Source organism: Helicobacter pullorum (genome assembly GCF_900638355.1).
Taxonomy (GTDB): domain Bacteria; phylum Campylobacterota; class Campylobacteria; order Campylobacterales; family Helicobacteraceae; genus Helicobacter_D; species Helicobacter_D pullorum.
Map to the genome: position 1 here is coordinate 1310152 of NZ_LR134509.1, position 12643 is coordinate 1322794.

At 35.1% G+C, this 12643-nt stretch carries 11 protein-coding genes and 4 tRNA genes; 9 read left to right on the forward strand and 6 right to left on the reverse strand.

Translation table 11 applies throughout. The annotated features are described in order from the left end of the window. Nucleotides 1-255: 255 nt before the first annotated feature. From ftsY to EL247_RS06390, 3 genes are read right to left on the reverse strand one after another with little or no spacing between them, the layout of a single operon-like run. Complete coding sequence (ftsY, locus tag EL247_RS06380; RefSeq protein ID WP_054197534.1) at nt 256-1140, reverse strand: signal recognition particle-docking protein FtsY; 885 nt, start codon at nt 1138-1140, stop codon at nt 256-258. Further along, nucleotides 1140-1772 carry a TlpA family protein disulfide reductase gene (locus EL247_RS06385; protein WP_126442123.1) on the reverse strand — a complete coding sequence of 211 codons (633 nt, stop codon included), beginning with the start codon at nt 1770-1772 and terminating at the stop codon, nt 1140-1142. Before EL247_RS06385 ends, ftsY begins: the two co-directional genes overlap by 1 nt. A gap of 55 nt (nt 1773-1827) precedes the next feature. Then, entirely contained in the window at nt 1828-2796 is a 969-nt protein-coding gene (locus EL247_RS06390) for a DUF3298 and DUF4163 domain-containing protein (RefSeq protein ID WP_232019745.1), read from the reverse strand. A 115-nt stretch (nt 2797-2911) separates the two neighbouring features. Here EL247_RS06390 and EL247_RS06395 point away from each other — a divergent pair. The 4 genes from EL247_RS06395 (at nt 2912) to EL247_RS06410 (ending at nt 3304) form a co-directional block, all read left to right on the forward strand. After that, a tRNA-Gly gene (locus EL247_RS06395) sits at nt 2912-2986 on the forward strand. A 32-nt stretch (nt 2987-3018) separates the two neighbouring features. After that, a tRNA-Leu gene (locus EL247_RS06400) sits at nt 3019-3105 on the forward strand. A gap of 13 nt (nt 3106-3118) precedes the next feature. Continuing rightward, nucleotides 3119-3193: transfer RNA gene (locus EL247_RS06405), tRNA-Cys, on the forward strand. 23 nt (nt 3194-3216) lie between these two features. Then, nucleotides 3217-3304: transfer RNA gene (locus EL247_RS06410), tRNA-Ser, on the forward strand. Between the two features lie 282 nt (nt 3305-3586). Here EL247_RS06410 and EL247_RS06415 read toward each other — a convergent pair. Genes EL247_RS06415 through EL247_RS06425 form a run of 3 tightly spaced genes read right to left on the reverse strand, consistent with a single transcriptional unit; the run spans nt 3587 to nt 7185 of the window. Next, nucleotides 3587-4159, reverse strand: a complete 573-nt coding sequence (locus tag EL247_RS06415) for a UbiX family flavin prenyltransferase (protein ID WP_104745972.1) — start codon at nt 4157-4159, stop codon at nt 3587-3589. Then, nucleotides 4156-5052, reverse strand: a complete 897-nt coding sequence (gene flgA, locus EL247_RS06420; protein ID WP_104745971.1) for a flagellar basal body P-ring formation chaperone FlgA — start codon at nt 5050-5052, stop codon at nt 4156-4158. The genes EL247_RS06415 and flgA overlap by 4 nt, the downstream gene beginning before the upstream one ends. Then, nucleotides 5053-7185, reverse strand: coding sequence for a heavy metal translocating P-type ATPase (locus tag EL247_RS06425; RefSeq protein WP_232019746.1), 2133 nt, complete (start codon nt 7183-7185; stop codon nt 5053-5055). 216 nt (nt 7186-7401) lie between these two features. On the opposite strand from EL247_RS06425, the gene EL247_RS06430 reads away from it, so the two are divergent. The 5 genes from EL247_RS06430 to EL247_RS06450 all read left to right on the forward strand — a co-directional run bounded on the left by EL247_RS06430 (nt 7402) and on the right by EL247_RS06450 (nt 12632). Beyond that, nucleotides 7402-8427 carry a ribonucleotide-diphosphate reductase subunit beta gene (locus EL247_RS06430; protein WP_005022784.1) on the forward strand — a complete coding sequence of 342 codons (1026 nt, stop codon included), beginning with the start codon at nt 7402-7404 and terminating at the stop codon, nt 8425-8427. Beyond that, entirely contained in the window at nt 8417-9139 is a 723-nt protein-coding gene (locus tag EL247_RS06435; RefSeq protein ID WP_172594087.1) for a nitrilase-related carbon-nitrogen hydrolase, read from the forward strand. Before EL247_RS06430 ends, EL247_RS06435 begins: the two co-directional genes overlap by 11 nt. Then, nucleotides 9139-9765, forward strand: coding sequence for a protein-L-isoaspartate(D-aspartate) O-methyltransferase (locus tag EL247_RS06440; protein WP_040500072.1), 627 nt, complete (start codon nt 9139-9141; stop codon nt 9763-9765). The genes EL247_RS06435 and EL247_RS06440 overlap by 1 nt, the downstream gene beginning before the upstream one ends. A 466-nt stretch (nt 9766-10231) precedes the next feature. Beyond that, complete coding sequence (locus EL247_RS06445) at nt 10232-11164, forward strand: aldo/keto reductase (protein ID WP_232019747.1); 933 nt, start codon at nt 10232-10234, stop codon at nt 11162-11164. A 412-nt stretch (nt 11165-11576) separates the two neighbouring features. After that, on the forward strand, nt 11577-12632 hold the full coding sequence (locus EL247_RS06450; protein ID WP_104745969.1) for an alpha/beta hydrolase: 1056 nt from the start codon (nt 11577-11579) through the stop codon (nt 12630-12632). Nucleotides 12633-12643: the final 11 nt, after the last annotated feature.

Genomic DNA, 12643 nt, shown 5'->3' on the forward strand with positions numbered 1-12643 from the left:
GCTTCATAGAAAATCATCAAAGTTTTGTCAAAAAATCTCAAATCCACTTTCTAGCTTTCCAAAAACCAAAAATAAATGTGTAAAATTTTCACATTGAATTGCAATCTTTGTAAATTTCTTTAAATACTTTGAATGCTATAAAAATTCAAGCAAGAGGATTAGTGGGTCAGTCTCATTGTCTGTTTGGCATTTTTGAGGGCAGATTCAAACTTCACTTAGGGAGTTAGCCTCATCATAACTAAATATCAACTTATCTCATTCAAAAATAGAATCTAAAATCGTTTGGATATATTGACTTTCATCAAATTCTATCAAATCTTCTGCACCCTCTCCCACTCCGATATACAAAATAGGCACTCGCAAGGTATGAATAATGCTAAAAATCGCTCCGCCTTTGCTTGTGCCATCAAGCTTGGTGATAATCACACCATCAACTCCGCCTAATGTTTGACTAAAAATTTTTGCTTGATCAAGACTTGAAGTGCCTTGTGTGCCATCTAAGATGAGTATTTTCCTATGTGGTGCGCCCTCTTTGGCTTTGTTGCAGATTCGGACGATTTTTTGTAATTCGTTTTGTAAATTGCTTTGGTTGTGCAATCTCCCTGCAGTATCAATAATCACACAATCTAGATTCTTAGCTACTGCTGAAGTAATCGTATCAAACGCCACTGCTGAAGGATCATGCCCTTGTTTGGAAGAAATTACAGGGATTTTTAGTCGCTCTCCCCAAAGGCTTAATTGCTCGATAGCTGCTGCCCTAAAAGTATCTCCAGCACCCAAAATCACGCTTTTGCCTTGTTTTTGGTATAAATTTGCAAGTTTGGCAATCGTGGTAGTTTTGCCCGCTCCATTGACACCTACAATCAAATCTACACAAGGCTTAGCATTGACTTGTTTTGCCTGCACTTTGTCATAATAGCTCTCGCCTCTAAAAAGTCTAAGCAAGGCAACTTCAAGCTCATTTTTGCTGATTTCTTCACCTAAGGGAGATAAAATCATTTCGATTAAATCATAATCCATATCTGTGGCAATTAGCACTTCTTCTAATTCTTCTTTGGTAAGCTTTTTGTGTGCTTTTGGCAATAACTCCTTGATATTTTGGGTGGTTTTTTGCAAGGTTTTTTTGAGAATGTTAAACATTATTTTGCCCTCATTTTTGCTAAATTTTGAGATAAATCAAACTCGATCATTTCTTCTGGAATCGCACCTAAATAATGGATAATGTAGTCTCCCTTTTCATCATACAAAACAATCAAAGGTATTCCCTCAAGCCCCTCTAATGCTTTGAAAAACTCCGCTCTATTTTCTTTGAATGCTACTGGAAAAGTAATTTTGTTTTCTTCGATGAAAACTTGCATTGTTTGATTGAAATCCTCTACTTCTCCGACCAAATCATCAATTCCGATTCCAAAAATTGTGATTTTATCTCCAAATTGCTTTTGAAGATTCTCTAAATGAGGCAAAATCCCAACACAAGGCTCACACCAAGTCGTAAAAAAGAACAAAACTTTGATGTTTTCTTTGTTGGAGGTGATTAGCAAATCTTTGAGAGTGTTTTTTTGGGTGGGTTCGATATTTTTAAAATTATTTTTATAAGATCGTGGGATTTTTTGATTAATTGCAATCTTATCTCCATTATTTGCTATAATTTCTAAATCCTCTAAATACTCTTGTTTGAGGGTGTCTTCTTGTGCCTCTTGAATGCTTTTTTCACAAGCTCCAAAGAATAAGCCCACACACAACAAACAAAATAGTATTTTTAGCTTTTTCATCAATCTATCCTTAATATTTTGGGCGAATTATACACAACAAAGATAAAACTGCATTTTAATTTTGTCGCAAAAAAAGATACTTCAAGGGAGAATCTTTAAAATTTCCAAATTTTTCTACCACTTCTAAAGGCAATTTAATCTCGATATTTCCATAAACATAAGGCATAATTTCATAAGGTTGATAAACAAACACAATCCCATCATAGCTCAACAATATCGCATCAGATACTTTAAAATTTTCAAAAGTGATATAATCTTTTACCTTTTCTTTGGCGGCTATATCTTGATACTTTTCCCAAAGAATCTGTTTTAACTCCAAATTATTTAAATCAATGATTTCATTAAGCTCTACTATGCCCTCTTTTTTGGACAATACAACTCCCCATTTACCATGATTCCCATGTGCTCCCCCTGTGTATAAATAACTCATTTTTTCAAAAACTAGCAAATTTTCATCAAAATAATACAATTTATCTTCGGTAATCTCTTCTAAAGGAAACTTTTTAAGATATTCTTCGACATTTAAATCGCCAATATCTTTTAGATACTCTTGCATTGACTCTTCTGCCTCTTTCAAAAAAACTTGTTGGGCATTTGTGCATTCAAATTCTTTTTGATACATTAATTCTAATAAATTTTGGATTTTTGGATTTTTGGAGCACACTATAAGCATTGAAATATTACTCGGACTTGCCTGTGTTTGCCGATAAACAATCTTTTGGGATTTGATTGCAAAAGAATCTAGTATTTTTGCATTGTCTCCTACTATCTTGCTTTTTTCTAATGTAAATTGATATTTGCCACACTGCAAAGATGATTTATCCAAACCTACTTCACAGCCTTTATATCCATTAGCATAAATCCCCCCAAATAAAATTCCATTATGATCTCTAGCGACATATAATTTTCCATTTTCAAATTGATAAGTTTCATAAATAGAATCTTGCGTCTCTTGTGCAAAGAGACTTGGCACAAAAACTCCACACGACAAAACTGCACTAACAATTATATTTTTAATCCCCATTATCGCCTCCATAATTTGAATTATTTTATAAAGATTCTAACATTATTTTAGAATTTTTATCTTAAACTATTGATTTTTTTAAAAAGCATTGTTATAATTCTAGCCTTGCTTTTATGCGGGAGTAGCTCAGTGGTAGAGCATAACCTTGCCAAGGTTGGGGCCGCGGGTTCGATCCCCGTCTCCCGCTCCATTATTTTAAAACTAAAAATAATAAATAGCATAGCCCGGGTGGTGAAATGGTAGACACAAGGGACTTAAAATCCCTCGGACATTGCGTCCGTGCCGGTTCAAGTCCGGCCTCGGGCACCACTTATTTTTCTAAGGCGACATAGCCAAGCGGTAAGGCATGGGCCTGCAAAGCCTTGATTCCCCAGTTCGAATCTGGGTGTCGCCTCCAAAGCTTTGCGTTTGAAATAGATTCGGGAGATGGCTGAGTGGTCGAAAGCGGCGGTCTTGAAAACCGTTGAGGGTCACACCTCCGGGGGTTCGAATCCCTCTCTCCCGGCCATTTACACTTTTCTATCCTTTTATTTTTGTTTCCATTCATTCCACAAACTGCGTAAAATACGATGTTTAATCTATCCTATCTATTTCTAGTGATTTCTATTGATTTGCCTTTATGTTATATCAAAAGTATATATGATAGTATACATAAAAAATTTTGCGGTATACATAAAAGGATACATTATGCAATTCACTAATGACAGGCAACTCAAAACACTTCCAAAAGAGAAGAAAGAATTACCTTAAATCGCCCAAAATTAACACACTTTCTTAAAATTCTAAATTGCTAATTACAGCCTTGCCATCGTCCATATTCAAAAGGGATTCCTAGATTATCACACCATTTGCCAATCAACATATTTTCGATTTCATCAAGATTTTTCCCAGCATAATAACCAAACACAGGGGGAGCTATTGTAACCCCAATTTGCGATAATTTCAACATGTTCTCCAAAGCAATTTGGCTAAATGGAATCTCTCGTGGCGCCAAAAGCAATTTTCTTTGCTCTTTTATCATCACACTAGCACAACGCGTTATTAGAGTATCGCTAATCCCACAAGCAATTTTGGCTAAAGTATTTTGTGAGCAAGGAATCACCACCATTGCTTCACACACAAAAGAACCGCTTGCAATACACGCACCTAGTTCATCATCTCCAAATAAAAATACCTTAGAAACTCTGCTTTTGATTTGCTCAAACTTTTGCGTTTCTTGAATATTTTCTTCTGAAGATAAAACTCGTTTTGTCCCCTCTGAAATCACACAATATTTTTCTATCTCTTTGGGTAATGATTCTAAAAATTTCAAACCAAGTCCCGCTCCACTTGCTCCACTAATACCGACAATAACCCTCTTCACTGCAACTCCCCCCTTCCCTCATCGATAATTTTTACTTCATAAGTTTTCTTCCCTCCTAATGCTTTAGCCTTTATTACATCGCCGATAGCAGCATGCTTAAGTGCTTCTAAAATAAATTCCAAAATTACACCCTCTTCTTGCACGCTTACAATGATTTTATCTCCCTTTTTAACCACTCTCTTAGCAATCAATCTATCTTTGGTTACAAGCACATTTTCTGGGGTATAAGACCTCACAGCCACTTTCCCTAATTCCCCTTGCTGCATCAAATCACTACCCACTTTATCAAAAGGAATCTCCACTATACGCGCATTTTGATAAGTGATAGTTTGTCCGCCACTAATCTCTGATGCTGTAATAATCCCCTCTAAAGTCGCATCAACATTGTATTTAAAAAACACTTTTCTATTCCGCCCTTTATCCTCTACTACAATCTCAAAAGTCCCCTCTTTGCGTTTTAAAAGCTTTGGATGAAAATCAATCTCCCTAACAGATTGCGCATTAAAATCAATTGGTGTAATCTGTTCTAAGTCAATTTTTCTTATCTTGATATTATTTTTTTTATATTCTTGCAAAAATAATCCTGCAATGTATTTTTTAATCCCCTCCACATCTCCTTTTATTCCTCTTTTAAAAGTCACAACAGCAGATTTTGCACCTACCTGCACCCCTTCTTTTTCAAAAAGCGTAATAAGCTGCGAACTTTTGATTTGATAATTGCTAGAATTTTTGGGTATCTCCAAAACCAAAAAATCATTTGTTATTTGTGGAAATATTTCCTTTGCATAAATTTTATTTTCTTTAAAATGATATTCCTCTTCCAAAATAAAATACTCCAACCCATTCAAACAAACTGCAAAAATCAACAAAAACCCAAGAATCTTTTTAAACATTTATTCGCCCTTTAGTTTCAAACGAGAAATACGCAAAGCATTTGCTACAACACTCACCGAGCTAAATGCCATCGCCCCTCCTGCAAATGCTGGTTGCAAAACAATCCCAAAAGCAGGATACAAAACCCCTGCTGCAATAGGAATCAAAACCACATTATAAACATAAGCAAAGAAAAGATTTTCTTTGATATTTTTCAGTGTCGCAAAAGAAATCTCAAAGACTTTATAAACCAAACTCAAATCATCTCTCAAAAGCAATATATCGCCAACTTCTTTTGCTAAATCTGTGGCATTAGCAAAAGAGATTCCAAAACTCGCCTCTTTGAGAGCTAATGCATCATTAATCCCATCTCCGACAAAACACACTCCACCTTTTGCCTGAAGTTGCTTAATAATTTCTGCTTTTTGCATTGGACTTACCCCTGCATAATATTCTGTAATCCCGATATTTTGAGCAACCTTTTTCACACTCTCTACATTATCTCCACTCAAAATTACAGATTCTATGCCTATATTTTGTAGAGATTCTACCATTTCCCTTGCGCCCTCTTTAATAGAATCTTGCAAATAAAACAAAGCCAAAATCTCACTTTTATTACTAAATGCAATAACATTCTCTCGGTTTTGTGTGATTTTTTTATCTATTATTGTTTCAATCCACTCCAAAGAACCCAAAAAATACTCATCATTTGCGTATTTTGCCCTAACGCCTTTTGCGATAATGTATTCCTTTTCTTCTAAAACAATCCTTTCTTTTTTTGCTTTTAAATATTCTACAAAAGCCTTTGCAATAGGATGTGGATTATTTTCTTGCATCGCATAGCACAAAGAAACAATAAGGTTTGAATCATGACTAATAAACTCTACATTTTTGATAGAAATCTCGCCTTTAGTGAGTGTGCCTGTTTTGTCAAATACAATTGTTTTAATTTCCCTTGCTCTTTCATAAACTTCTGGTGTTTTAATAAGAATCTCGCTCTTTTTGGCTCTCATACTCGCACATACAATCGCTAGTGGCACTGCAAGCCCCAAAGCACAAGGACAAGAAACCACCAAAATTGCCGCTGCAATAGACAAACTAAAGGCAAACCCTTCTCCCATCATCCACCAAAAGAAAAATGCCACCACACTTAATACTACAATGCTTGGGACAAAAATCGATGCAATTTTATCTGCCATTTTGCCAATAGGTGGCTTTTGAGTTTGTGAAAGCTCTAATAAATCTAACATTTCATAAACAAAAAATTCATTAGAATCTTTTAGAGATTCCACCACAATTTCCCCATTCAAAACCAAACTACCGCCAACCACTTCACTGCCAACACCTAGAATCTTCGGCAATTCCTCTCCATTAATATGTGCGCTACTAACTTCTGCATTGCCTTTGATAATTTTCCCATCTAATGGAATCTTCTCCCCCCCTACAACCAAACATTGATCTCCCTTTTTGATATTATCAATGCTAATCCATTCTTGATTTTCGCCCTTTAATATCCTTGCTTTAGGGGGCAGTATTTTAGTTAGAGATTCTAATTCATCTCCGGCTTTTTTCTTTGCTTTGGACTTCAGAAACTCCCCTAATAAAACAAAGCAAATAACTGCACTAGAACCCTCAAAATAATATCCATTACTATCTCCAATAATAAACAAATACAACGAATACAAATAAGCCACACTTGTCCCAAGCGCGATTAATACATTCATATCCGCACTTTTAGTCTTAAAAACACTCTTAGCGCCCCTATAAAAAGGATACGCACAATACACTTGCACAATCGTTGCTAATACTAATTGAATAATTGAACTCCAAATACCATGGAATCCACCCATATGCAAAGCAAAAATCACAACAAAAAGCGGAATCCCTACCAACAAACGCTTTTTCAAACCTTCAAGGTAAATGATTTCCAATTCTTTTGCATTATCCCTAAAAGCAGGAAAACCATAAGAAGTAATTAACTCAATAATCTTTTGTTCAGAAATACAACTGCCCTCATAAGAAATCTTTGCTCTTCCACTCACTGCATTGATTTTGATATTTTTTATCCCTTTTATTTTTTCGAGATTTTTTTCAATCGTAGAAGAACAAGCACTGCAATGCATTCCACTGATATTAAGTTTTGCAACTTCCATAATTCACTCCAAAATCCAAATAAATAAAATTTACAAAATATATGAATAAATACTCATATAAAATAACTGCAAACTTGATAGAAAAATTTTCTCGATTCTAGCTAATTCCTTTTTAGAGAAATTTAAATCAATTTATTTTAAATAAAAAATCATATAATACACAAACATAAAATCCCAAAATTTAGAATCAAAGAAATGTTTATAAAGGAGGCTTGAATGCTAAATCGCAAAAAAATTTACAATCCAAACTCCAATGAAAGTGTCAATGAACGCAAAATCTTTGGAGGCAACCCAACTAGCATATTTGAATTAAATAAAATAAAATACCAATGGGCATACAACCTTTGGAAAGTCATGTTGGCTAATTCGTGGTTTCCTGAAGAAGTCAATATGACTCAAGACAAACGCGATTATGCAGATGGGCTAACTCCTGAAGAAAAAATAGGTTATGATAGAGCTTTGGCACAACTTATTTTTATGGATTCTTTGCAGACAAACAACTTAATTGATAATGTCAATCCCTACATTACAAGCCCAGAAATTAACCTCATCTTAGTAAGACAAGCTTTTGAAGAGGCTTTGCACTCTCAAAGCTATGCTGTAATGGTAGAATCTATCTCCGCAAATACTGATGAAATCTATGAAATGTGGCGAACGGATATGCAGCTTAGAAGCAAGAATGACTACATTGCTGAAGTTTATGAACAACTTGCGACAAATCCAACTGAGCGAAATATTATCAAAGCAATGTTTGCTAATCAAATTTTAGAGGGGATTTACTTTTATTCTGGTTTTACCTTTTTCTACACTCTAGCAAGAAGTGGAAAAATGCTCGGAAGTGCGCAAATGATACGCTTTATACAAAGAGATGAAGTTACACATCTACTTTTATTTCAAAATATGATAAACTCCACCAAAAAAGAATCCCCTGAATTTTTCACCAAAGATTTAGAAGAAGAAGTGCTTGAAATGTTTAGAGAGGCTGTAAAGGTTGAGATTGCTTGGGGGGAATACATTACGCAAGGGCAGATTCTAGGGCTTACCGCAGAAATTATTCAAGAATATATCAAATATCTTGCAGATGACCGACTAAGACGCGTTGGGCTGCCTGTTTTATACAATGCAAAGCACCCTATTAAATGGGTAGATTCTTTTAGCTCCTTTAATGAACAAAAAACAAATTTCTTTGAAGGCAATGTTACAAATTACGCGAAAGGAAGTATTAATTTTGATGATTTCTAAACAACTTTATACCTTACAATTCAAAACAAAACAAAACTTTGAAGACAATCTTACATATCTCAAAAATCTTATTTTGGAATGTGAGAGCGATTCTATTATTTTAGCCCCTGAAGTTTCTTTGACAAACTTCTGTTATCAACGCATGGAAGAAGCAGGCGAGTTTGCCAAAACTGCGACTGAAACTCTCTTAAAACTCTCTGGAGAAAAAACCATCATCATTACTATGATAGAAAAATACAAAGATGGTTTTTATAATAATCTCAAAGTTTTTCACAATGGAGAACTTCTCCACAAACAAAGCAAGCACAAGCTTTTTCCACTAGGCAATGAGCATTTGCATTTTCAAGCTGGAAATGTAGAGGAAATCTCACCTTTTAGAATCGATGGCATTCAATGTGGTGCTATTAATTGCTTTGAATTGAGATTCATTGAACTTTGGCAAAAACTAAAAGGTTGTGATTTAATTTTTGTCCCTGCACAATGGGCAAAAGAAAGAAAAGATCACTTCCAAACACTCACCAAAGCTTTAGCGATTACCACTCAAAGTTTTGTTATGGCTAGTAATAGCAAAAATGATTCAATGGGTGGAGGGAGTGCAATCATCACTCCATTTGGATATGTTACACAAGATGATTCTAAAGAAATTATAAATCTTAAAGCAAATTTCAATGATGTAGCAAAAGTGCGTAAATTCATTGATATTGGACTTTGATGCAATCAATCAAAACTGCCCAAATGGTGCGTGAAATCATGCACAAATTCCCTATTAGCAAAGATGTTCAAGATGCTCTTTTAAAGATTAATCGAGAACTTTTTGTCCCTGAAGGTTTTGTGCATCTTGCATATTCACTTGATGCACTTCCTATGGGCGCTAGTCAATGGATTAGCTCACCACTAACTGTGGCAAAAATGACAGAATATCTCCAATGCAATGGAGCAGATAGCGTTTTGGAGATTGGTTGTGGGAGTGGGTATCAAGCTGCGATTCTTAGTTGCCTCATTCGTAGAGTTTTTAGCATAGAAAGAATCGAAAAACTCCTCAATGAAGCAAGGATTCGCATAAAATCTTGCAATCTTAATAATATCAATACCAAACTTGATGATGGACAAAATGGCTGGAGCACTTATGCCCCCTATGATAGAATCTTGCTATCAGCCTCTATCAAGGAAGTTCCAAAAGAACTTTTCAATCAGCTTCAAGAAGGCGGGATTCTTGTCGCTCCGCTACAAAAAAATAATAGCCAAATCATCACACGATTTTATAAAAATAAAGGCAACATTACCAAAGAAGAGCTTGAAAGCTGTGTTTTTGTGCAAGTTAAAGATGGAATCACATAAAATATTCACCATATTTTTACAAATTAATCCACTTGAAATTTAAAATTATATAAAGAGATGATTTTAGCATTGATACATTTCATTCCTAAAAATCTTGTATCAAGTCAATTTTAGGTTTTAATCACCCCAAATAAAACTAAATTATAAAAATCAATTATTTCTCTAATTGCACCTTTTATTTGTAAAAAGAACTCTAAATAACTTCCCTCTCTCACGCCTCTTATAATCTTTCATAAACTCTACTCTAAGCTTACAAACTTTGCTTTCTTTTCCTTTTGAATTCTCTTAGGAATCTAAAATATTTTTGATTATATTAAATCTGCCTTGCAAAATGCAAAACTACAAAAACCCACAAAAATACCCATATAAGCACAAATTCTTCAAAATTGCAATATCTTTTCACAAACCCCTTGACTTAGAGTAGCTCTCATTTTTATAATACGCATAATTTATTTTAGGAGTATGTATGAAACGAAGAGAATTTTTGGGATATTCAAGTGCATTTTTAGGTGCTACTCTCACCTTTGGCACATTTGGCACACAGATATTGGCAGCAGATTCTAAAGATTTTTTCACAAACACACAAGGAGCAAATATGCAATATGTAACTTTAAATAATGGACTAAAAATGCCCCTGCTAGGATTTGGGACATATGATATTAAGAGTATCGATACATTTTTGGCGGCAGTGGATTGTGGTTATCGCCTCTTTGATAGCGCACAAATGTATGGTAACCAAAAAGAAGTAGGGGCTGCGATAAGGGAAGCGATACGCTCAAGAGGCATCAAAAGAGAGGAGTTTTTTATCACGACAAAACTCTCTAGTGGTATGGATTTTGAAAGTGCAAAAAAGAGTATAGAATCTAGCCTCAAAGCCCTAGATATAGGCTATATCGATTTGCTTTTAATCCACGCACCCTACACACAGGCAAAAGAAATGTATAAAGCAATGGAGTTAGCCTATAAGGAGGGTATAATCAAAGCACTTGGAATCTCTAGCTTTACCCCAAAAGTCTATCTTGAGTTTATCAAAACTTGTGAGATTATGCCTGCTATCAACCAATGCGAGACACATATCTACTATCAGCAAAGAGCGTTATTGGAGGCGATGAAGCCTTATGGGACGATTTTAGAATCTTGGAGTCCCTTTATCGCTGGTAAAAGCGGATTTTTTGATAATCCTACTTTGAGACAAATCGCTAGTGCACACAACAAAAGCGTGGCACAAATTGCCCTAAGATTCTTAGTGCAGCAAGGTATCATCGCTATCCCCAAAGCCTCAAAGCTCAAGCATATGCAAGAAAATATCAATGTCTTTGATTTCTCTTTGAGTGCGGCGGATATGGAATCTATTAGGGCATTGGATAAAAACAAAACGCAGTTTAGTTGGGGGTATTAACTCCCACTCTTTTTGGAGCATTGAAAGCTAAAGCGATACTAAAGATTTTGCAGATACATTCCCTATATTTTACTTTCTTTATACAAATCTTCTCCAAAACAAATCTCAAAAAGCCTTTTGCTATATTGACTTAATAAGGTGCGAATCCTTATGATTTCTCGCACTAAGCTTTAAAATGCTTTTTTTATATTTATGATGACCAAAAATACAGAATCTTTTTCTTGCTTTTTGCGCATACTCAAGCCTTTTTAAATTATCGATGAAATTATAGAAAAAATTTGCTATGGAACTCTTGACTTAGAGTAGCTCTCATCTTTTATAATTTCTTTGATGTTTTTAGATTCTGCAATCTCAAGAACGAGAATCTTTTGCCATAGAATCTAAAACTACATTATTTAAGGAGATTTTTATAATGAAACTCAATGTTTTGAAATCGCTTCTTATTGGAGCATTTATCTTTTTATTGGGAGGTGTGAGTATGGCACAAGCAAACACACAAGGCAAATGGGACAAGGTTTTTGCAAAAAGCAATAAGGTAGAGGTGCAAAAGGTGAGCTTTAAAAATCGCTATGGCATTACTTTGGTAGGGGATTTGTATATACCAAAAGATATATCCAACAACGCAAAGCTCCCTGCTATCGCTCTAAGCGGACCTTTTGGAGCAGTCAAAGAACAAGCTTCAGGATTCTATGCACAAACTTTGGCAGAAGCGGGCTTTATTACTCTAGCATTTGATCCTTCTTATACAGGCGAGAGTGCAGAGGCAAACCCAAATCTACCAAAGAATATCGCCTCACCCGAGATAAATACCGATGACTTCAGTGCAGCGGTGGATTTTTTGGCAAATCACACAATGGTGGATTCTGAAAAAATAGGCATTCTTGGAATCTGTGGCTTTGGTGGTTTTGCACTTAATGCAGCAGCTATGGATACACGCATCAAAGCAATAGTAACTTCTAGTATGTATGATATTCCTAGAAATGCAGCACGCGGTTATTTTGATAAGCAAGATAGCACAAAAGATAGATTAGCAATAAAAGAAAGTTTAAATACCCAACGCACAAAGGATTTTAAAACCAACACGCTCACAAAAGCCCCCAGCTTACCAGAGAAACTAAAAGGCGATGAGCCACAATTTATCAAAGAATATTGGGATTATTATAAGACCAAACGCGGTTTTCATCCAAATTCAATTAACTCTAATGCAAATTGGAGTGCAACCTCATCGCTTGCTCTCATCAACTCACAGATTTTGTATTATAGTGATGAGATTTTGGCTCCGGTGCTAGTCATTCATGGAGAAAAGGCACATAGTAGATACTTTAGTGAAGATGCCTTTAAAAAACTAAAGGGCGAGAATAAAGAACTTTTGATAGTTAAAGATGCAAATCATGTGGATTTATATGACAATGCAGAGAAAATCCCTTTTGCCAAAATCTCGGAATTTTTTAAGGAAAATCTAAAGTAAGCTTAAATCAA